This window comes from Streptomyces sp. SAS_281, from assembly GCF_052542855.1.
Genome location: NZ_JBMNDO010000078.1, coordinates 1 through 21353, shown reverse-complemented (window position 1 = coordinate 21353; position 21353 = coordinate 1). Strand labels below are relative to the sequence as shown.

Annotated in this window: 14 protein-coding genes; 12 read left to right on the top strand and 2 right to left on the bottom strand. The window is 72.6% G+C overall.

Annotated features, from left to right (window positions below):
• Positions 1-11: 11 nt before the first annotated feature.
• Positions 12-1232, bottom strand: coding sequence for an ROK family protein (locus ACN6LM_RS25720; RefSeq protein ID WP_445067761.1), 1221 nt, complete (start codon positions 1230-1232; stop codon positions 12-14).
• Positions 1233-1519: 287 nt separating this feature from the next.
• On the opposite strand from ACN6LM_RS25720, the gene ACN6LM_RS25715 reads away from it, so the two are divergent.
• Genes ACN6LM_RS25715 through ACN6LM_RS25695 form a run of 5 tightly spaced genes read left to right on the top strand, consistent with a single transcriptional unit; the run spans position 1520 to position 7880 of the window.
• On the top strand, positions 1520-3337 hold the full coding sequence (locus tag ACN6LM_RS25715; RefSeq protein ID WP_445067760.1) for a peptide ABC transporter substrate-binding protein: 1818 nt from the start codon (positions 1520-1522) through the stop codon (positions 3335-3337).
• Positions 3338-3386: 49 nt separating this feature from the next.
• Positions 3387-4346, top strand: a complete 960-nt coding sequence (locus ACN6LM_RS25710; protein ID WP_445067759.1) for an ABC transporter permease — start codon at positions 3387-3389, stop codon at positions 4344-4346.
• Complete coding sequence (locus ACN6LM_RS25705; protein ID WP_445067758.1) at positions 4343-5242, top strand: ABC transporter permease; 900 nt, start codon at positions 4343-4345, stop codon at positions 5240-5242. The genes ACN6LM_RS25710 and ACN6LM_RS25705 overlap by 4 nt, the downstream gene beginning before the upstream one ends.
• Positions 5239-6948 carry a dipeptide ABC transporter ATP-binding protein gene (locus ACN6LM_RS25700; RefSeq protein WP_445067757.1) on the top strand — a complete coding sequence of 570 codons (1710 nt, stop codon included), beginning with the start codon at positions 5239-5241 and terminating at the stop codon, positions 6946-6948. Before ACN6LM_RS25705 ends, ACN6LM_RS25700 begins: the two co-directional genes overlap by 4 nt.
• Entirely contained in the window at positions 6945-7880 is a 936-nt protein-coding gene (locus tag ACN6LM_RS25695) for an ROK family protein (RefSeq protein WP_445067756.1), read from the top strand. The genes ACN6LM_RS25700 and ACN6LM_RS25695 overlap by 4 nt, the downstream gene beginning before the upstream one ends.
• 77 nt (positions 7881-7957) lie before the next feature.
• On the opposite strand, the gene ACN6LM_RS25690 is transcribed toward ACN6LM_RS25695, so the two are convergent.
• The gene (locus ACN6LM_RS25690; RefSeq protein WP_445067755.1) at positions 7958-9187 is read right to left on the bottom strand and encodes a glycoside hydrolase family 64 protein; all 1230 of its coding nucleotides are present in this window, start codon (positions 9185-9187) and stop codon (positions 7958-7960) included.
• A gap of 376 nt (positions 9188-9563) precedes the next feature.
• Here ACN6LM_RS25690 and ACN6LM_RS25685 point away from each other — a divergent pair, with 376 nt between their 5' ends.
• From ACN6LM_RS25685 to ACN6LM_RS25655, 7 genes are all read left to right on the top strand, one after another.
• A complete protein-coding gene (locus ACN6LM_RS25685; RefSeq protein ID WP_445067777.1) occupies positions 9564-13415 on the top strand; it encodes an endo-alpha-N-acetylgalactosaminidase family protein in 3852 nt (1283 codons plus the stop codon).
• Between the two features lie 76 nt (positions 13416-13491).
• Positions 13492-14847, top strand: a complete 1356-nt coding sequence (locus ACN6LM_RS25680; RefSeq protein ID WP_445067754.1) for a trypsin-like peptidase domain-containing protein — start codon at positions 13492-13494, stop codon at positions 14845-14847.
• Complete coding sequence (locus ACN6LM_RS25675; RefSeq protein WP_445067753.1) at positions 14844-17114, top strand: tetratricopeptide repeat protein; 2271 nt, start codon at positions 14844-14846, stop codon at positions 17112-17114. The genes ACN6LM_RS25680 and ACN6LM_RS25675 overlap by 4 nt, the downstream gene beginning before the upstream one ends.
• A 77-nt stretch (positions 17115-17191) precedes the next feature.
• Entirely contained in the window at positions 17192-18595 is a 1404-nt protein-coding gene (locus ACN6LM_RS25670) for a hypothetical protein (protein WP_445067752.1), read from the top strand.
• The gene (locus ACN6LM_RS25665; RefSeq protein WP_445067751.1) at positions 18592-19617 is read left to right on the top strand and encodes a hypothetical protein; all 1026 of its coding nucleotides are present in this window, start codon (positions 18592-18594) and stop codon (positions 19615-19617) included. Before ACN6LM_RS25670 ends, ACN6LM_RS25665 begins: the two co-directional genes overlap by 4 nt.
• Complete coding sequence (locus ACN6LM_RS25660) at positions 19614-20858, top strand: extracellular solute-binding protein (RefSeq protein WP_445067750.1); 1245 nt, start codon at positions 19614-19616, stop codon at positions 20856-20858. The genes ACN6LM_RS25665 and ACN6LM_RS25660 overlap by 4 nt, the downstream gene beginning before the upstream one ends.
• Before the next feature lie 154 nt (positions 20859-21012).
• The coding region (locus tag ACN6LM_RS25655) for a carboxyl transferase domain-containing protein (RefSeq protein WP_445067749.1) at positions 21013-21353 on the top strand (341 nt) is incomplete at its 3' end.

Genomic DNA, 21353 nt, shown 5'->3' with positions numbered 1-21353 from the left:
GGGGTCGGGCGTCAGGGATGACGGGGGGCGAGCGTGCCGATCCGGTCGGTTCCGCCCACCTCGTGCAGGGCGTGGGTCAGGGCGCGCTGGAGGGCGAACTGGCCGGCGCCGACCAGCCCGGCGTCGGCGCCGAGCCGGGTCCGCTCGATGGTGAGGTGCTCGGTGACGAGCGGATGGCAGCTCTCGTAGAGCCGGCTGCGCACAGCGGCGACGAACTGCTCGAGGGTGGAGAGGATGCCGCCCAGGTAGACGGCGTCGGGGTTGAAGAAGTTGACGTTGGCGGCGAGCACCTGGCCCAGGTAGTCGCCGGCCCTGCGGACCGTGCGGGTGGCCAGTGGATCGCCGTCGAGGGCGAGACGGGCCACGTCCTCGGTGCTGTTCACATCCGCCCCGCGCTCGCGCAGGATGCGAACCAGCGCGGCACCCGACGCCACGGTCTCCAGGCAGCCGGTGTTCCCGCAGGAACAGGGGATGCCGGCTCCGGCCTCGATCCGGATGTGGGTGATGTCCCCGGCGGCGCCCCGGGCACCCCGGTACAGCCGCCCCTCGACGATCACGCCCGCGCCGATGGCGGAACCGATCTTGACCATGATCGTCTGGGCGTTCCCGTCCGGCCGGACGGTGTGCTCGCCGACCGCCATGCAGTTGGCGTCGTTGTCCACTGCCGCCGGGACGCCGAAGCGCTCCTGGAGCCAGGCGGCGACCGGGAAGCGGTTCCAGCCCGGCATCCGCGAGGGCCGGACGACCGACCCCGACACGGTGTCCACCGGGCCGGGCAGCGAGAGCCCGACCCCGCGCAGGCGGCCGGATCCGCGCTGGCCGGCCAGGGCCTCCAGGGCCTCGGCCAGTCGGGGCAGGGCCGCCTCGGGGCCGTCGGCGATCAGGAAGGGGACCGTCGAGACGTCGGTCAGGCCGCCGCCCGGAAGGACCGCGCCGATCCTGGCGTGCCGGCCGCCGAGGTCGGCGGCGACGGCGAAATCGTCACGGCTGCCGACTCTCAGTGCCTTTCGGGGGCGTCCGCCCGTGGAGGCCTGAATGCCTTCCTCGGCGACCAGACCACGGTCCACCAGGTGCCCCACGGCGAGGGAGATGGTGGAGGCGGCGGCCCCGAGACGCTCCGCGAGTTCGGCGCGTGAGGTGGCCTGGCCCGAAGCGATGAGTTCCAGAACACGCACGGCGAGGGACGGGGTCCCTTTGGCGGCCTTGCGGTCCCACGCACTTATTCCAGTCATGTACAAAGTTACTTCCGCAACGGGGTAGGTGGCGCAGACGATACGCCCGCACTTCGCACAGGGGAACAGTGAAGTGAAGGAAGTGACTCGACCGTAAAGGCCCCTGAATCCACCCAAAGCATCCCGAAAGGTCGGGAGGAATGGGGCAAGGAGACTTTCGTCGAATGTGCAGTAACTTACTTGTTACTAATTCTTGTTTGTTTCTTCGGTGCCTGCGGCGTTAGCTGTCGTGAACGCAGCGCCGACCTTCCCGAGCGGCTGCGGGCCCTATCGAACCGAGGAGTGTCATGATCCTTACCCGCACGGTGAACAGCCGTCGTTGGGCCCTCGCCGCGGGCGCCGCCACCACCGCGGCCGTCCTGCTGTCGGGCTGTTCCGGCGGGGGCACGACCTCGTCCGGCTCCGCCTCGTCGGACAGCATCAACTACGCGCTGCCGGCCAACTTCACGCCGAACTGGATCCTCCCGGTCGGCACCGCCGCCCACCTGAACACCAACAACTCCTCGATATCCCAGTCCCTCTGGGAACCGCTGATCGCGTACGACGGCTCCACCGGCAAGGTCGGCTGGAACAAGGACAACTCGCTCGCCACCGCCGCCGACTTCGCCGAGGACAGCAAGAGCGTCACCATCACGCTCGGCGACCGGCACTGGAGCGACGGCGAGAAGATCACCTCGCGCGACGTGCAGTTCTGGTTCAACCTGGTCAAGGCCAACAAGAAGGACTGGGCCAGCTACAGCCCGGGCAAGGCGCCGGACAACTGGACCGCGCTGAAGATCGTGGACGACACGCACTTCACGATCACCTTCGACAAGGCGTACAACACGCAGTGGATGCTCGCCAACGAGCTGAGCATGATCCGCCCGATGCCGCAGCACGTCTGGGACAAGACCAGTGACGCGGGCAAGGTGTCGGACCTCGACCTCACCCCGGCGGGCGCCAAGAGGGTGTGGACGTACCTCAACACGGCCGCCAAGAAGATCTCCGGTTACGCCACCGACCCGCTCTGGAAGACGGTCAGCGGCCCGTACACCATCAAGTCGTTCTCCACCGCGGGCAAGGTGCAGCTGCTGGCCAACGCCAAGTACGACGGCGGCGGCAAGGCCAACATCAAGACCGTGAACCTGCTCCCGTTCACCACCACGGACGCCGAGGAGAACGCGCTGCGGGCCGGCACGGTCGACTACGGCTACATCAACGCCACCAACCTCAGCCAGGAAGCGTCCTTCACCGCCAAGGGCTACACCCTCAAGCCGTGGGCCGGCTGGGCGATCACCTACATGCCGTACAACTTCAACAACCCCACCATGGGCCCCGTCTTCAAGCAGCTCTACGCCCGCCAGGCGATCCAGATGTCGGTGGACCAGGCGACCCTGTCCAAGGTCATCTTCAACGGCACCGCCGTCTCCACCTACGGGCCCGTCCCGCAGGGCCAGACCTCCTCCTTCGTCTCCCCGGCGCAGAAGGCCAACCCGTACCCCTTCTCCACCGCCAAGGCGAAGAAGCTGCTCACCGACCACGGCTGGACCGAGCAGAACGGCAGCATGGTCTGCACCGACGCGGGCAGCGGCGACGACCAGTGCGGCGCCGGAGTGGACAAGGGCACCAAGTTCAAGATGCAGGTGCTGTCGCAGTCCGGCTCGACCGTGACCGACAACCTGATGAGCGCGCTCCAGTCCTCCTTCGCCAAGTCCGGCATCGGCTTCGGCATCAAGACCGCACCGGTCAACTCCGTCCTCTCGCAGGCCGGCCAGTGCAAGGCCGGGGACTCCGGCTGCAAGTGGCAGCTGTCCTTCTTCGGCAGCGCGGGCAGCTGGTACTTCCCCGCCTACCCGAGCGGTGACTCGCTCTTCGCGACCGGCGGCGGCTCCAACTTCGGCAGCTACTCCAACCCCGACGTGGACAAGCTGGTCGAGAAGACCACCACCGACTCCTCCGACGCCGCCATGCAGAAGTACAGCGAGGCCCTGGCCAAGGACCTCCCGGTGATCTGGCTGCCGGAGCCCGACTACCAGGTCTCCGTCGTCAGGAGCGGCCTCGGCGGCTTCGCCCAGGACTCGCTCGCCAACTTCCACCCGGCCATGTGGAAGTGGACCAAGAAGTGAGCCGGTCGCCGATCATGCGCACCACCGAGCCGAAGCGACCGGAAAACACATGAGCACTCCCTCGTACCTCCTCAGGCGGGTCCTCCAGGCCGTCGTGGTGATCGTCATCGTGACGATCGTGGTCTTCGGTCTGCTGCACGCCCTGCCCGGGGGCCCCGCACGCGGGATCCTCGGCCCGCAGGCCACCGCGCAGCAGATCACGGCCTTCAACCACGAACAGGGCCTCGACAAGCCCCTGCCCGTCCAGTACTTCTACTACCTGAACCAGCTGGTCCACGGTGACCTCGGGACCTCGTACACGCTCAACGAGCCGGTGTCCCAGCTGATCACCGAGCGGCTGCCGAAGACGCTGCTCCTCACCGTCCTGTCGGCCGTCGTCGGCCTCGTGCTGGCGATCCCGCTGGGCATGTGGCAGGCCATGCGGCGCAACAAGCCGGCGGACTACGTCATCACCACGCTGAGCTTCATCGCCTACTCCACGCCCGTCTACTTCCTCGGGCTCGTCCTGGTGCTGGTGTTCAGCCAGGTGCTGCCGTGGTTCCCCTCCCAGGCGCCCCAGGGCGACACGCTCGCCCAGGTGTTCTCCGAACCGCAGGCGCTGGTGCTCCCGGTGGTCGCGGGCGCCGCCTCGATGATCGCGGTGTTCAGCCGCTACATGCGGGCGGCCACCCTGGAGAACCTCTCCGAGGACTACGTCAGGACGGCGCGGGCCGGTGGTTCCCGCTCCCGCGCCATCCTGTGGCGGCACGTGTTCCGCAACTCGCTGACTCCCGTGGTCGCCATGCTCGGGTACTACGTGCCCGTGCTGTTCGGCGGTGCGCTGGTGGTCGAGCAGCTCTTCAACTACCCCGGGATGGGCCTGCTCTTCTGGACCGCCGCGCAGTCCTCCGACTACCCGGTGCTCCTGGGCTGCGTGCTCGTCATCGCGATCGCCACGGTGACCGGCACCCTCCTCGCCGACATCGTCCAGCGGGTCATCGACCCCCGAGTGAAGGCAGGCCGGGCATGAGCGCCGTCATCCAGCCGGGCCGGGTGCCCGGCAAGGCCACCGCCCCCGCCACGGCGTCCGGGACCCGGCTCGCCGTCCGGCGCTTCCGCCGCAACCGGCTCGCGGTCGTCGGGCTCGGCGTCGTCGCCTTCTTCTTCCTGTTCTGCTTCGTGGGCCCGCTGGTGTACTCCACCGACCAGACCCACACGCTGCTCGACCAGGTCAACCTCGCCCCCAGCGGCGCGCACTGGCTGGGTACCGACGCGGTCGGCCACGACGTACTGGGCCGCCTCATGTACGGCGGCAAGGTGTCGCTGATCGTCGGCCTGGCCGCAGGGGTACTCGCCACCGTCATCGGCACCCTGTGGGGCGCCGTCGCCGGCTACGCGGGCGGCTGGATCGACGCGGTCATGATGCGCGTCGTGGACGCGGGAATCGCCATCCCCGCCCTCTTCATCCTGCTGGTCGTCTCGGCCATCACCACCCCGGACCTGACCGGGCTGATCGTCATCCTGGGCTTCGTCTCCTGGCTCGTGCCGTCCCGGCTGATCAGGGCGGAGACGCTGAGCCTGAAGAACAGGGACTACGTGCTGACGCTCCGGGCCATCGGCGGGACGCACGCCCGGGCGATCATCCGGCACATCCTGCCGAACTCGGTCTCGACCATCATCGTCGCCGCCACCTTCCAGATCGCCGACGCCATCCTGCTCGTCGCCTACGTCTCCTACCTGGGCCTGGGCGTCCAGCCGCCGTCCACCGACTGGGGCGGCATGCTGTCGGCCGGCCTCACCGCCGCCTACTCCGGCTACTGGTGGCTCATCATTCCGCCCGGCCTGGCCATCATCCTGGTGGTGTGGGCGTTCAACGCGATCGGGGACGGGCTCCGCGACGCATTCGACGTGAGGGGACGCGGATGACCGCCACCCAGCGCCCCGCCGCACCGCAGGCCGGGCCGATCCTCGAACTCGACGACCTCGGCGTCGTCTTCACCACCGAGAGCGGAGAGGTGCCGGCCGTCCGGGGCGTCTCCCTCCACGTCGCACCCGGCGAGACGCTCGCCCTCGTCGGCGAGTCGGGCTCCGGCAAGTCCACCATCGCGTTCGCCGCGATGGGCCTGCTCAGCGGCAACGCCCGGACCACCGGCAGCGCCGTCATCGCCGGCACCCAGGTCGTCGGCGCCCGCGAGAGCGATCTCGCCGCGCTGCGCGGCCGGACCGCCTCCATGGTCTTCCAGGAGCCGGCCACCGCCCTGGACCCGCTCACCCGGGTCGGCAGGCAGATCGCCGAGGTGATCCGCAACCACCGCGAGATGTCCGCCAAGGAAGCCGCCGCCGAGGCCGTCGCGCTCCTGCGCAAGGTCGGCATCCCCGAGCCGGAGAAGCGGGCCACCGCCTACCCCTTCCAGCTCTCCGGCGGGCAGCGCCAGCGCGTCGTCATCGCCATGGCCATCGCCAACGACCCCGCCCTGCTGATCGCCGACGAGCCGACCACCGCGCTGGACGTCACGGTCCAGGCCGAGATCCTCGACCTGCTGCGCCGGCTCGCCGCCGATACCGGGACGGGCGTCCTTCTGGTCACCCACAACATGGGCGTCGTCGCTGACTTCGCGGACCGGGTTGCCGTGATGTACCACGGGGAGATCGTGGAGACCGGACCGGTCGAGGACGTGCTCCTGCGCCCGTCCCACGACTACACCCGCCGCCTGCTGGCGGCCGTGCCCCGGCTGTCGGTGGCCGAGGCGGGCAAGGCCGCCCCGGCCGCCACCAGCAGGGTTCCGGAGACCGAGCCGGTCGCCGAACTCCGCGACGTCTCCGTGGTCTTCGGCCGCGGCAAGAACGCCGTGCGGGCCCTGGACGGCGTCTCCCTCGCCGTGCACCCCGGCCAGACCCTGGGCCTGGTGGGCGAGTCGGGGTCCGGCAAGTCCACCGCGTCCAGGGTCGCGCTCGGCCTGATCGCGCCGACCTCCGGCACGGTCTCCCTGTTCGGCACCGACCTGGGACGCGCCAGGTCCCGGGCCCGCCGGGCCCTGCGGGCCGGAATCGGCGTGGTCCTCCAGGACCCGGTCGCCTCGCTGGACGCCCGGATGACCGTCGGCGAGTGCGTGGCCGAACCGCTCAGGGTCCACCACCGGGGCCTGAGCGCGAAGGACCGCCGGAGCAAGGTGGCCGCCATCCTCGACCGCGTCCGGCTGCCGCGGGAACTCGCCGACCGGGCACCCCGGGAGCTGTCCGGCGGGCAGCGCCAGCGGGTCAGCCTGGCCCGTGCGCTGGTCCTGGAACCCCGGCTGCTGGTCGCCGACGAACCCACCAGCGCGCTGGACGTCAGCGTGCAGCAGGCCGTACTCGAAGTGATCTCCGAGCTCCAGGACGAGTTGGGCTTCGCCTGCCTCTTCGTCTCCCACGACCTGGCCGTCGTCCAGCACTTCGCGCAGCGCGTCGTGGTGCTGCGGGGCGGCCGGATCCAGGAGCAGGGCCCCACCGGGGAGACCCTGCTGCACCCGGAGACCGACTACACCCGCGGCCTGCTCGCCGCCGTACCGGTGCCGGACCCCGTGATCCAGCGCGGACGCAGGGCCGAGCGCCTGGCCGCCCTCGCGGCCGGCCGGACGGAGGTCCAGGCATGAACGCGTACGACCGAAGGCTCTTCGCGGGCGTGGACATCGGAGGCACCACCACGCAGGTGGTCCTCTGCGACGACGACCTGACCGTCCTGGACCGGGCCGAGACCGCGACCCCGGCGGACCGGGGCGGCCGGGCCATGACCGACGCGGCCCTGGGAGCCCTCGCCCCGCTCCTGGAGCGCACCCCCGGCCGGCTCACCGGCTGCGGGACCGGTGCCGCCGGGGTCGTGGACTCCGTCACCGGGCGCATCCTGGTGGCCAGCGACTCCTTCACCGGCTGGGCCGGTTTCGGGGTGACGGACGCCCTGGAGGAGGCGCTCGGAGTGCCGGCCTTCCTGGACAACGACGTCAACGCCTTCCTGTACGGGGAGACCTCGGGCGGCGCGGTCCGCGGCGAACCGAACGTCCTCGGGATCACCCTGGGCACCGGCGTCGGCGGCGCGCTGTGGAGCGACGGCAGGCTGTTCACCGGCCCGCACGGCGCGGCCGGCGAGATCGGGCACATCCCCGGCTTCGGCGACCTGCTCTGCTCGTGCGGCGGCCGGGGCCATCTGGAGACCCTGGCCTCCGGCCGCTCCATCGGCGCCCGTTACGCGGAGCGCACCGGACGGCGGCTGACCGCCCGGGAGGTGGCGGACGCGGCGGGCGGCGGTGACGAGGACGCCCTCGCGGTGTTCCGGGCCGCCGGAGACGGCATCGCACGGGCGATCGTGATGACGGCGGGCGTCGTCGACATCACGACCGTGGTCGTGGGCGGCGGGGTCAGCCGCGCCTGGCCGCTGCTGAGCCCGGTCGTCCTCGCCGCGCTGTCCGCCGAACCGCCGGTCAGCGGACACCCCGTACGGCTGGTCAGGTCCGGCCTGGGCTCCGACGCCGTACCGGTCGGCGCCGCGGCCCGCGCGCGGCGGGAGCTCGCGGTCGGCTCCCCGGCCTGACCCCCGCGGCGCCCCGCACATGAAGAGAGGACCCCCGTCCCGCCCGGACGGGGGTCCTCCCGGTCTGCGGGGTGAGGTCAGGAACCGACGCTCACCGTGAACCGCCTCGGGTTGCCGTCATTGGCGGCGCCCGAGACGTCCGGCTGGCCGTCCGGACGCACGTCGTCGTACGGGAAGGCGTAGCCGATCGGGCTGTTGGCGTGGACGATCCGGGACCAGTGGTTGGTGACCGCGCCCTGGTAGTAGTCGGACACCGAGGTGCCGTTGGGCTGGTCCGGGTGGCTGAGCATGATCGAGCGGTTGAAGCCCGCCGCCAGCCGGGCCAGCAGGGCCTTCTTGTCGTCGTTGTCCGCCGGGTTGTTGGTGAACGGCCCGTGGTTGCAGGTGAAGATGTCCTTCGAGACCGGCTTGGTGAAGGTGTGCCCGCCGTCGAAGGTCAGCGTGTCGCCGCTGACCCGGCCCGCGCGCACGCCGCGCCCGCCCTGGAGGTCGATGCGCAGGTCCGTCGAGCGGTACTTCTCCCAGACCTGGTCGATCTGCGCCGTGAACAGGTCCCGGAACGGCATCTGGTCGGGCCGGTCGAAGTAGGGCGCCATCAGGTTCTGCGGCGAGATGACCCGCAGCACGCTGCCGTCCGCGCCGCGGGTCACCAACTTGTCCCACGGCTGGCCGTCGGCGGCCGCCTGGGCGATGAGACCGTCGGCGATCCGCTGCACGGCGCCGTCGGGGAGCGGGGCGACGGTGTGCGTGGCGTCGCCCTCCAGGGTCAGGCCGATCGGGAGCGCGGTCACCAGATCGACGTAGCTGATGTTGGCGTACAGCTGCTGCGGGTTGAACGTGAACTCGCAGAACGACCAGGTCCGCCCGTAGTTCGGGTCCGTGGAGGTGGCGAACGCCGGCTCGACCAGGGCCGGGCCCGGGTTGAGGTAGAAGGTCAGGGTGTCGTCGCGGACGAAGTAGACACGGGCGCCGTACATCTGAGGCAGCGTCAGTACGACCGGCGCGCCGCCGGCCCCGTTCAGCGGGATCGCGCAGTCGACCGGCAGCGGGGTCTGCGGCGCCGAGGGGGAGTCGGGGTGGTAGACGCCGCCGTCGGCGCGCAGCAGGACCCAGCGGTCGGTGCCCTGCTCGTGGCCGGTGACGTAGGCGTTGACGCGGCCGGGCAACGACTTGTTGACCAGAGCCAGTTCGCAGGTGGCGGCGGAGGCCGACGCGCTCGGGCTCAGCGCGCTGCCCCAGAGGGGGTAGGTCACGGCGGTGGCGGTGGCGGCGGCACCGCCCGTCAGGAACTTCCGGCGCGAAATCATGAGGCGACTCCGGGGGTACGTGGGGGGCGCGGACGGGTGGACCGTGCGGGGGAGGTGGAGCGGGGGGCGTCCGCGGTGCGCACCACTGTCCCGACGTGCGGCACGGGCGTCAAGACTTGTGACTGAGAGCGCTCTCAAAAAGAAGAACTCTTCACAACTCGACGCTGCTGAGCGGCACTTGCCGGGTCGCGGCTGCGGGCCCGCTCGGCGCGTGAACAGGATCTGAACGCGGCACCCCGGATGTCCCGTTCCTGCCCCACATGGACTTGCTTGGACTTACGGAAGGCGGTTGTTGGACTGGCGGGGCCCTCGGGGCCCTCCGTCGTTGACGGTGCGCGGAGCCGACGACTACGCAGTGCACATGTCACCAAGCCGTATGCCGGTGGGCGTCGCAGCCGCCGCCTCAGCAGCCGTCCTGGCCCTGGTGGGGACCGCCCTCCCCGCCGTGGCCGCCGCCCCCTCACCCGCTGCCGCCGCCGTGCCCGCGGGCAGCCCCGTCATCGCCTCCGCGCAGCTCGCGGTCGCCGTCGCCGCGGACTTCCCGCGCGTCCTCACGTACACCGACCGCGGATCCGGCGCGCAGCTGACCGGCTCCACCCGTCCGGTCACCGCCGTCACCCTGAACGGCACCGCGCACCCGGTGAAGCTCAAGGGCGGCCCGGAGGTCACCGGCTCGGCCGCCCGCTACACGCTGGCCTTCACCGACCTGCCCGGCGTGGAGATCGACGCCACGCTCTCCGTGGCCGGCCGCGCCACCACGTTCAAGGTCACCGCCGTCCGCGACACCGACGCGTTCCGGGTGGGCACCATCGACATACCCGGGCACGACCTGGTCTCCGTCGCCAGTACGGACAGCGGGGCGGCCACGGCCTTCACCCGGCTGGACACCGACTCCACGAAGACCGCCGACGTCTTCGCGAGGGTCACCCCGGACACCCCCGCCGAATCCGCGCCCTCCGGCGCCACGTACGCCCTCGTCAACACCAGCTCCCTCGCGGCGGCCGTCGAGTCCAACTCCTCGTACGACAAGCCCTCCGGTGCCACCGGCGGGGACGACGCCCGGTTCTGGCACCAGGCCCGCAAGGAGGACGACGGCTCGACGCGGGTCGCCGTCCGGTCCGGTCAGTGGACCTACCGGGGCGAGGGCGCGCCGAAGCCGGAGAGCGGGGACGCCCTGCCCTGGGCCAAGGTCGTCGTCACGCCCGACGCCAACGGCGACAGGACCGTGGACTGGCAGGACGGGGCCGTCGCGTTCCGCTCCATCGGCGTGGTCGCGCCGGGCAGCGAGGACACCGCGGACCGGGTCATCACCCACATCCCGTTCAACTTCGCCAGCCAGGCCACGCACCCCTTCCTGCGCACCCTGGACGACGTCAAGCGGATCTCCCTCGCGACGGACGGCCTCGGCCAGCTCGCCCTGCTCAAGGGGTACGCCTCCGAGGGCCACGACTCGGCCCACCCCGACTACGGCGGCGACTACAACAAGCGCGCCGGCGGGCTGAAGGACCTCAACGCCCTGCTGGAGGACGGCAGGAAGTGGGGCGCCACCTTCGGCGTCCACGTCAACGCCACGGAGGCGTACCCGGAGGCGAAGGCGTTCGACGAGCAGCTGGTCGACAGGACCAAGCCGGGCTGGAACTGGCTGGGCCAGAGCTACTACATCGACCAGCGCCGCGACATCAACAGCGGTGACCTGGTGAAGCGCTTCCAGCAGCTGCGCGACGAGACCGGCTCCAACCTCTCGATGCTGTACATCGACGTGTACTACACCCACGGCTGGATCGCCGACAAGACGGTCCAGGCCCTCCAGAAGCAGGGCTGGAACGTCTCCAGCGAGTGGGCCGACAAGTTCGAGCGGGCCTCCCTCTGGTCGCACTGGGCCAATGACCTGGACTACGGCGGCGCCACCAACAAGGGCCTCAACTCGAAGATCATCCGGTTCATCCGCAACAGCGAGAAGGACGTCTGGAACAACGACCCGGTCCTCGGCCAGAGCGCCATCGACGAATTCGAGGGCTGGACCGGCGAGACCGACTGGAACGCCTTCTACGACAACGTCTGGCAGCGCGACCTGCCCGCCAAGTACCTCCAGCAGCAGAAGATCACCCGCTGGGACGGCAACGACATCACCTTCACCGGCGGGCTCACCGGCACGGTCGAGGACGGCAGGCGGACCTTCTACGACCACGGCCGCAAGGTCCTCAGCGGCACCGACTACCTCCTCCCGTGGGACGGCGGCAAGAAGCTGTACCACTACAGCCAGAAGGGCGGCACGAGCAGCTGGGCGGTGCCCTCGAAGGGCGCGTACACGGTCTACGAACTCACCGACAACGGCCGCGTGAAGACCGGCACGGTCCGGCCCGTCGACGGGAGGATCACGCTCAAGGCCGAGGCCGGGCAGCCGTACGTCCTCTATCCGCACCAGGCCCCCAAGGCCGCCGACCCGAAGTGGGGCGAGGACACCCTCGTCGCCGACCCCGGCTTCAACGACGACCGGCTCAGCGACTGGACGAGGACCGGCACCGCCGTCCGCGACACCGACGCCCAGGGCCGCAACAGCGCCGAGCTCTCCGGCAACGGCACCGCCGCGCTCTCCCAGCGCATCGGCGGCCTGAAGCCCGGCGCCCGCTACACCGCCTCCGCGCTCATCGAGGTCGAGCCCGGAAAGACCCGGCACACCACGCTCTCGGCGGGCGGGAAATCCGTCGCCGTGGACCGCTCCACCGCCAAGGACTACGTCGCCGCGTCCGACTGGCACGGCACGTACTTCCAGCGCGCCAAGGTCAACTTCACCGCCCCGGCCAACGGCCGCACCACCCTGCGCATCGAGGCCGCCGACGGCAGCACGGCCACCGTCCGCGCCGACGACGTCCGCCTCGTCGCCCACGCCCCCGCCACCAAGAAGAACACCGTCGTCCACGAGGACTTCGAGGCCGTCGACCAGGGCTGGGGCCCCTTCCTCAAGGGCGACGCGGGCGGCTCCACCGACCCCCGCACCGTCATCTCGCAGCTCCACGCCCCGTACACCCAGGCCGGCTGGAACGGGAAGCTCATCGACGACGTGATCGGCGGCAAGGAGTCCCTGAAGGCCCACGAGGAGAACACCGGCCTCGTCTACCGCACCGCCCCCTGGACCGTCCCGATGACCGCGGGACACCGGTACAAGGTCGAGTACGACTACCAGTCCAGCCACGCCGGGGCCTACGAGTGGGTCGACGGCTACGACCGGATCACCGCCGACGGCAAGCCCGCCTCCGTCGAGACCCGGACCACCGCCATCGGCGCCCAGCACTCCACCGGCCACTTCACCGAGACCGTGACGGCGGGCTGCGGCGACACCTGGACCGGGCTGCGCAAGCGCGGCGACGCCCCGGAGGGCGCCGACTTCGTGCTCGACGCCTTCACCGTGACCGACCTCGGCGAGGCGCCCGCCGGTGAGCAGGCCGCCTGCGGCACGCTGGCCGTCGCCGCCGGCAACGAGACACTTGAACCGGGCACCGCCAACCCCGTCGAGGCGACCTTCACCAACTACGAGTCCACCGCCGCGACAGGCGTGAAGGTGGGCCTCGCCGTCCCCGAGGGCTGGCAGGCCGAGCCCGCCGGAGCCGTCGCCTTCGACTCCGTCGCACCCGGCGCGAAGGTCACCGCACGCTGGCGGGTCACCCCGCCGGTGGACGCCGCGTACCGCACATACGCCCTCAGCTCCGAGGCCACGTACACGACCGGCGACGGACAGCGGAAGCTGGGCGCGCAGACCTCCGTACGCACCCTGCCGCCGCCGCCCACCCAGGACAGCTGGGCCAGCGACCTCGACTGGACGGCCACCACCAACGGCTGGGGACCGGTCGAGCGCGACCTTTCCAACGGCGAGACCGGCACCGGCGACGGCACCGCGCTCACCATCGGGGGCACGGTGTACGAGAAGGGGCTCGGCAGCCACGCCCCGGCGACCATCCGCTACTACCTCGGTGGACAGTGCACCTCCTTCACCGCGGAGGTCGGCGTGGACGACGTCCAGAAGAGCGCCGGCAGCGTGCGGTTCTCCGTGCGGGCGGACGGCACCGAGAAGGTGAAGTCCCCGGTGCTCCGGGCCTCCGATGCCGCCTGGTCGCTCACGGCGGACGTCACCGGAGCCAAGTACGTCGAACTGATCGCCGATGACGGCGGCGACGGCAACGGCAACGACCACGCGGACTGGGGCGGCGCCCGCTTCCACTGCGGAGACTGAGCCCTTGAGGCGCCCCGCTCCCCTTTGTGTCCGGACTCTGGGAAGCGGGGCCCGTCCGCGCGTACGCTCGTGCACCATGGGGGAGTTGAGAGCGGACTGGCGACTGCGGTTACGCCGGGGCGGCCCGCAGGGAGAGGTGTGCGGGGCCGGGGTGCTGATCACCCAGGACCGGATGCTGACCTGCGCCCACGTCGTCCGGGAACCGGACGCCCGGATGTGGGTCGAGTTCGCCGAGAACCCCGGCATCCCGCCCGTCGCCGCCCGGGTCGTCCCGGACGGCTGGCTCGACGGCCGCGAGGACATCGCCGTCCTCGCTCTGGACGGCCCCCGCCCCCAGGCCGAACCCGCGCCCCTCTCCCGGCGCCTCGAACGCGGTGCCGAGGTGTGGCTCGGCGGCTACGCGGCCCCCTTCGACGCGGACGGCATGTGGCTCGCCGGCCGGATCAGCGGCCTCCACGGGGACTGGGTGCAGCTCGACGCCCGCACCAACGCGGAGGTGGTGCGCCCCGGCTTCAGCGGCGCCGCCGTCCACACCGGGCGCGAGGGCGAGCGCCCCGAGAGCGTCGTCGGCCTCGTCGTCAGCTGGCGCGGCGACCTGGAGATGGGCCTGCCCACGGAGAACGACCTCGCGTTCTCGTACATGATCCCCGTGGACCGCATCGCCGAACTCGTGCCCCTGGTCGCCGAGCTGAGCGGCCCGGACGGCTGGGACCACGCCCTCGCCGGGCGGCTCCGGCGCTGGTTCACGGGCGCCGACCAGCCCTCGGTGCGCTTCAGCGTCGTCCCGGAGGGCGGCGGCCGCGACCGCACCCTGCGCCACCAGCTGCACCGCGCCCACCTCGTCCACCAGGGCGGACACGGCCGCCCCGACGAACTGGTGGACACCCTGGTCGCCCAGCTGCGCCCCCCGCGCCACCAGCGCAACCGCTACCGCGACTGGCTCCTCGAAGGCGGCGACGAACCCGAACGCTCCCTCGCCGGGCGCCCCGCCGCCGGCCCGGTCCTCGCGGTGATCGGCCTGGACGAGGACCCGGACCCGGAGGGGCTCGTACGCGTCCTGGCCCGGGTGCACACCCTCGGCTTCCGGCTGCTGGTCGTCGTACGCGGCACGGAGGGCCCGGCTCCCGGCGCGGTGGAACGCGACCTGCTCGTACCGGCACTGGACGAGCGCGCCGAGGAGCTGCTGAGGAGGGCGGAACGGATGGAACGCACCTGGTCCCGCCTGGACGGCCTGACCGACTCCGCCTCGGCGCCCCCGCGCCCGGCCACGGACCCGGCCGCCCGCCGGCACCGGCTGGGGGAGCTGCGCGGACTGCGGGAGCCGCATGCCCGGCTGGTGGGGCTCAAGCAACTGTTACGCGACGTGCGCGCCGACCTCGCGGGGGCGCCGGGCCTGCCCGGACAGCGCACCGGATCCGTGGGCCGCCCGTGAGGATCCCCTGCCCGCACCGCCGCTTCACCGGCGGCCCCTGCACCGGTGCCGTCCAGCCCACCGGCTACTGCGACACCTGCGGCCGCGACGAGACCGCCCCCGGCCTCCCGGCGCTGCCCGCCGCGCCCGAGGACCACGGACCCGCCCGGCTCCTCGGCCTCCCGCTGCTCGACCCGGGCAGCCCCGCCGAACGGCTGGCCGCCGCCGAGCACCCCGTGCGCATCGTGATGACCTGTTCGGCCAAGTCCTGCGACACCGCGTTCGTCCCGCCGCACACCGCCGCGCCGCCCCCGGACGAGGGGTACTGCCCGGTCTGCGGGGCGCCCTACTCGTACCGCCCCGAGCTCACCAAGGACGGCCCGCCGCTCCAGGACCAGTACGTCATCCGGGGCCCCATCGCCCACGGCGGGCAGGGCTGGGTCTACCTGGCCGAGGACACCCACCTGGAGGACTTCGTCGCCGTCAAGGGCCTCCTCAACCGATACGCGGAACGCGGCGCCGCCCAGGCCGGTGAGGAGCGCCGCAGCCTGGTCGCCATCCGGCACGAACGCATCGTCCAGATCCGGGACTTCGTCTCCACCGCCAACGCCGACGGCACCGTCTCCGGCGGCTACATCGTCATGGAGGACGTCGGTGACCGCACCCTGTCCGCTCTGGTCGAGTCGGTCCGGCGGGGCGTCTTCGTCCTCGACATCGAACACGTCATCACCTACGGCTGCCAGATCCTGGAGGCCCTGTCCCATCTGCACGGGATGGGCTTCCTGTACGGGGACATGAAGCCGTCCAACGTGATCCACCACCTCGACGGCATCAAGGTCATCGACCTCGGGGGCGTCCGCAAGGCGGGCAGCGTCGACCCGCCGCCCGTGATCACCCCGTACTTCGCGGCACCGGAGACGGACGGCACCAAGCCGCTCACCGTGGCCCACGACGTGCACACCGTCGGCGTCACGCTCGACGAACTGGCCCGCTGGGCGGTCGGCGACGACGTCCCCGGGCTCGGCATCAGCTCCCTCCGGCTCGTCGTGGCGCGAGCCACCGCCGAGGACCCCGAGGCGCGGTTCGGCACCGCCGAGGACATGGCCGGGCAACTGCGCGGAGTGCTGCGCGAGATCCGGGCCCTGCGCGGCAAGCGCGACCAGCCCGAGCCCTCCGCGCACTTCACGCCCTCCACCGAGCTGCTCGGCGCCCGCCTGGGCTCGGTGCCGGACTACGCGCACTGGCTGCGCCGCCCGCCGCACAGCCGTCGCGAGACGCCCCCGGCGCCCACGCTGGACCCGGGAACGCCGACCCCGACCGAGATCGCCCGCCGGCTGCCGGTGCCCCGGCCCTACCCCGGCGACCCGCAGGCCGCCCGCTTCGGGGTCAGCAGCTACGACCCCGGCCAGCCGCTCGCCCAGCCGGCCGAGGGGGAGCGGTCCGTCGAGATCTGCCTCCACAACGCCCGGCTGCTGCTCGGCCAGGAGGGCCCCGACGCGCTGGCGGCGGCCCACGAGCAGGTCGAGGCGGCGGCCGCGATCCCCGGGCCGGGCCCGGTACGGCAGTGGCGGCTCAGCTGGCACCGCGGGCTGGTCGCCCTCCGCGGCTCCGACGTGCGCACGGGGGAGCGCCGGGCGCTGCTGGAGGCCGCCCACGCCCACTTCTCGGCCGTCCACCGCGCCCTGCCCGGCGAGTACGCGGCGAAGCTGGCCCTCGCCTACTGCGCGGAGCAAGTGGGGCCCGGGGCGGGCCCGTCCGCGTACGAACTGTTCCGCGCGGTCCACGCCCGCAACCCCTCCCACGTCGGCGCCGCCCTCGGCCTCGCCCGGCTCGCCCTCGCCCGCGGCGACCGGGCCGCCGCCGTCCGGGTCCTGGACCTGGTCCCCGACGAGTCCCGCGACCACACCGTGGCCCGGGTCGCCGCCCTGCGCATCCGGGCCGCCCGACTGGCCTCGGGGGACCACCCGCTCCCCGGCGAACCGGAGATCGACGCGGCGCTGAAGGCGATCGCCGCCCCCGTCGTCGCCGGGGACGAGGCGGCCTGGCTGCTGCGCACGGAACTGTACGAGTGGAAACTCGACGCGGTCCGCACGACCGCCGGCCCCCCTCCACCGCCCCGGACCTGGCTCCGCAAGGGCCTCCCGCCCCCGCCCGTCCCCGGCGAACGGGAGGTCCGCGCGGAACTGGAGCTGTGCTACCGCTGGCTGGCCCGGCAACGCCAGAAGCCGGAGGACCACGAACGGCTCATCGACCTCTCGCACGCGGTGCGCCCGCAGACCCGGTTCTGAGGGGCCGCCCCCGCGCCGCCCGGCCGTCCACCCCGGCGCACCGCGCCCTCACCGCCGTACTCCCTGGAGATCCGTTCATGGCCGCTCCCGACCCGTCGCCGACCGGGCTCCGCTTCGCCGTGTCCGTCGACGTCCGGCGCGACCAGCAGCCGCACCACGAGACCCGGATCGACGCCCATGTGCGCGTCAAGGCCACCGGCACCGGACCCCGGGACCAGCGGCCCGCCACCGAACTCGCCGTCGTCCTCGCCCTGGACGTCGCCCCGGCCCGCCGGAGGGACGCCGCCGCCGCGCTCGCCGCCGCCCTGCGCGCCCTGCCCGACGGGCTGTCGTTCACCGTGCTCGGGGGCGCCCGGGACGACGGGCCCGGCCGCTGCTACCCGCTGCGCGGGCCCTGGGCGCTCTCGGACACCGACGAGAAGCGGCGCGCCGCGTTCAGCGCGGGGAGTGTCGCGCCGACCCCCGACGACCGGCCGCCGCCGGGGTACGGGGCCTGGCTCGCCGCCGCCCGGGCGCTCTTCGGACAACGGCCCCTGCCCGTACGGCACCTGATGCTCGTCACCGACGGCAGCGGCCACGACCCGGCCGGCGAGGCGGCCCTCGGAGCGGAGATCGCCGCGTGCGAAGGGGCGTTCAGCGCGGACGTGCTCGCGCTCGGTGCGGACTGGGACCCCGCGCCGCTGCTCGCCCTCACCGAGGGGCTGCACGGCACGGCCGACACCGCGCCCGACCGGTTCGCCCCGGCCGTCACCGGGGCGCTGCGGCGGCTGCGCCGGGTCCGGAGCCCCGAGCTGCCCGTCACCGTCACCGGCCGCCCCGCGGTGACCGGGGTGACGCTGACCGAGACCGCGCCCCGGCCGCTCCTGCTCACCGCGGTCACCGGAGCGGACGACCGGCACCGGTACGAGTTCGCCACCCACCAGTGGGAGCCGGGCACCCGCGACTACCTCCTGACCCTGGGCGTCGACGCGAGCACCGACCCGCTCGGCGTGCTGCTCCAGCTCGCCACCGTGTCCGTCGGCGACACCACCGCCCCGCTCCTGGTCCGCTGGCTGCCCCCGGGCGTCGCCGTGGGCCCGGGCGGCACCGGCGGCGGGGGCGGCACCCTCGACGCGGTCAACGCCGCCACCCGGATGCGCGCCGCCCTCAACCGGGGCTACGCCGCCCTCGACCCGATGAGCCGCGACGAGGCCGAGCAGCAGTTCGGCCTCGCGGTCCGGCTGGCCCACGAGATCGGCGCCGCCTGGGTCCTCGCCGACATCCGCAAGGTGGCCGACATCGTGGACGGGGCTCGGGGCCTGGTCCGGGTGGGTCCCACCGTCGACCGGGGGACCGTGCGCGAGGGGCGGCTCCACGTCGCCTCCGGCCACCTGCTCGACCTGCCCGCCCACGCCGCCGGCACCCCCGTCAAGTGCCCCGGCTGCCGCCACCTCGCCGGGCCGCACGCCCGGTACTGCATCGCCTGCGGGAGGCCCATGTGACGCCCCGGCCCACCCGGTGGACGCGCCCCTCCCGGGCGCGCCGGCGCACCGGATCGCGCACCCGGCGCCTGCTCGAACTGCACCTGGCCGTCGCCCTGCTGGCCGCCCTCGTCTCGATGACCGCGCTGCTCGTCTCGTACCGCGAGGTGCAGAACGCCGCCGGTGAGATGCGCACCCGCGCCGCGCCCGCCGTGCAGGGCGTGTCCTCCACCCAGCTCGCCCTGCTCCGCGCCCACCGCGAGGCCGCCACCTCCGTGGAGACCGGGATCGACCGGGTCGTCGGGGCCGGTGCCCGCTACGAGGCGCAGCTCGCCGCCGCCAGCCAGGGCCTGTCCCGGCTCTCCGACGTACAGATCGACGGGGCGCGCGGCCGGGGCGTCCTGGAGACCGTCACCGGTGTGCTGACCTCGTACAGCGGCTCCATCACCCCGGGCACCACCACGTACGTGGACGACGAGCTGATGCAGGGGCAGAAACTGGCCGAGGCCGTACGGCAGCTCGACCGGCCGGGCACCGGAGTCGTGCCCCGGCTGGATGTGCTCCAGTACCACCAGATGCAGCGCATGGGCCGGATCAGCACCCTGGGGCCCCTCCAGCTCACCGGCTGGGCCGTCGCCGAACTGGGCCTCCTCGTCCTCGCCCTGACCCTGGTCAGCTCGCTGTGGCTGCTGCGGAGCCGCTGCGGGCGCAGCCTGGACCCCTGGCTGCTCGCGGCGCTGCTGCTGACCGTCGCCCTGGCCGTCGTACCGCTGCGGGCGACCGTCGCCACCCAGGAGCGGCTGGACACCGCCCGCCACGGGCTGGCCGCGATCGAGGCACGGGCCCGCGACCACGACCACCTCGCCGCCGCCCAGTCGTTCGTCACCCGCACCTCGTTCGACCTCCGCGACCGGCTGGCCGTCGAGAGCTGGCAGAGCTGGACGTACTACGGGGCGCTCGGCGCGGGCACGCTGATCCTCCTGCTGCCGGTCGCCGGCCTCGGCCGCAGGCTCAACGCCGACTACTACTGGAGGGCCGGATGAGACGGCGGTCCCGGGCACTCCTGCTCGTCCTCGTCCTGCTCCTGACCGCGGCCGGCTGCGGCCTCGCGGCCCCCGGCGGCAGCGACGCCGAACCGAGGGTGACGATCCTCGGGCCCTGGACCGACGAGCAGGAACGGCAGTTCAAGGACGTCCTGGACGGCTTCGGCATCCCGTACACCTACCAGGGCACCGCGGCCACCCGCGAGGTGCTGCTCGCCGAGGTCCAGGCCGGCAACCCGCCGGACATCGCGATCCTGCCCGGCGTCGGCGAACTCGTCGAGTACGCGAAGGAGGGCCGGCTCCAGTCGCTGGCCGGCCTCTACGACGAGAAGGAGTACGGCACGCCGTGGCTGCCCGAGGCCAAGGGCATAGGGCAGCACCTGTGGGTGCCGCTCAAGGTGGACCTCAAGTCCATCGTGTGGTTCCGCGAGGGCGAGGCTCCGCCGCCCCGGCCCGCCCGGCTCGCCGCCTGGTGCCTGGCCATGGGCGACGACGGCTCGTCCGGCTGGCCCGGCAGCGACTGGATCGAGGACCTGCTCCTCCAGCAGGCCGGTCCGGTGCTGTACGCACGCTGGGCGACCGGCGACCTGAAGTGGACCGCCGGGCAGGTCATCACCGCCTGGCGCACCTGGGCCGGGCTGCTGGCCCAGGGGAAGAGCGAGGCGCGCGCGGACATCCTCGAAGGCGACCACCGGGGGGAGGACGGCGCGCCCGGGCTGCTCTTCGGGGACAGCGGGTGCGCCCTCGAACACCAGGGCTCCTTCGCCCGCGCCTTCTACCGGGACCGCAGCGCCGGGGCCGCCTTCATGGACTCGGCACGGCTGCTGCCCGGCGGCTCGTATACCGTGAAGGCGCACGAGGTCTCCGCCGACTTCGCCGCCCTGTTCGGCAAGGGCGACCGGGCCCGCGCGCTGGTCAAGCGCCTCACCTCCGAGCAGGCCCAGGAGGAGTGGGGCCGCAAGGGCGGCGTGTTCTCGGCCAACTCCGCGGTCCCGGCCCGCGAGGGCGCGGTCGAGAAGGAGGTCGGCCGGCGTCTCACGGACCAGCGGGTGCCGCTGTGCCTGGACGCGTCGGACGTGATGCCGGCGGCGGTGCGGGACGCGTTCTACGAGGCGGTGCTGCTGACCGTGGCGCACCCCGACGAGCCGGTGCGCCCGCGTCTGGAGGACATCCAGAAGGTGCAGAGGGAACAGCCCCGTTCGCTCCCCCGGCTCACCGGCGTGTGCGGCAGGCCACAGTGAAGCCTTTGTGGGACCCCCACAAGCAGAACCCGGTACCGGCTGGTACTTCGCCTGCATGGCCCCGGGCTTCTGTCAGGCTCCGCCAGTAAACCGGGCAGGAGACTGTACGGAGTCGACGGCACGATTTTCTTGGCGGGGTTCGTAGGGTCGTTACATGACCGTTGTGGACGAAACCCAGGGCGAGCCGAGCGACACCCGCGGCCGTGTGGCCGAACTGCTGGCGCTGCGCGAGCAGGCCCGGCGCGGACCCAGTGACCGGGCGACCGAGGCACAGCACGCCAAGGGCAAGCTGACCGCCCACGAGCGCATCGAGCTCCTCCTCGACCCGGGTTCCTTCCACGAGGTGGAGCAGTTGCGCCGTCACCGGGCGACGGGTTTCGGCCTGGAGGCGAAGAGGCCGTACACGGACGGTGTCGTCACGGGCTGGGGCACGGTGGAGGGCCGGACGGTCTTCGTGTACGCGCACGACTTCCGGATCTTCGGCGGGGCGCTGGG

Excerpts from the sequence above, each read along its gene's own strand:
- ACN6LM_RS25695 (WP_445067756.1), top strand. The coding sequence starts at position 6,945 with ATGAACGCGTACGACCGAAGGCTCTTCGCGGGCGTGGACATCGGAGGC.
- ACN6LM_RS25700 (WP_445067757.1), top strand. The coding sequence starts at position 5,239 with ATGACCGCCACCCAGCGCCCCGCCGCACCGCAGGCCGGGCCGATCCTC.
- ACN6LM_RS25685 (WP_445067777.1), top strand. The coding sequence starts at position 9,564 with ATGCCGGTGGGCGTCGCAGCCGCCGCCTCAGCAGCCGTCCTGGCCCTG.
- ACN6LM_RS25690 (WP_445067755.1), bottom strand. The coding sequence starts at position 9,187 with ATGATTTCGCGCCGGAAGTTCCTGACGGGCGGTGCCGCCGCCACCGCC.
- ACN6LM_RS25710 (WP_445067759.1), top strand. The coding sequence starts at position 3,387 with ATGAGCACTCCCTCGTACCTCCTCAGGCGGGTCCTCCAGGCCGTCGTG.
- ACN6LM_RS25720 (WP_445067761.1), bottom strand. The coding sequence starts at position 1,232 with ATGACTGGAATAAGTGCGTGGGACCGCAAGGCCGCCAAAGGGACCCCG.
- ACN6LM_RS25715 (WP_445067760.1), top strand. The coding sequence starts at position 1,520 with ATGATCCTTACCCGCACGGTGAACAGCCGTCGTTGGGCCCTCGCCGCG.
- ACN6LM_RS25705 (WP_445067758.1), top strand. The coding sequence starts at position 4,343 with ATGAGCGCCGTCATCCAGCCGGGCCGGGTGCCCGGCAAGGCCACCGCC.
- ACN6LM_RS25670 (WP_445067752.1), top strand. The coding sequence starts at position 17,192 with ATGGCCGCTCCCGACCCGTCGCCGACCGGGCTCCGCTTCGCCGTGTCC.
- ACN6LM_RS25680 (WP_445067754.1), top strand. The coding sequence starts at position 13,492 with ATGGGGGAGTTGAGAGCGGACTGGCGACTGCGGTTACGCCGGGGCGGC.
- ACN6LM_RS25660 (WP_445067750.1), top strand. The coding sequence starts at position 19,614 with ATGAGACGGCGGTCCCGGGCACTCCTGCTCGTCCTCGTCCTGCTCCTG.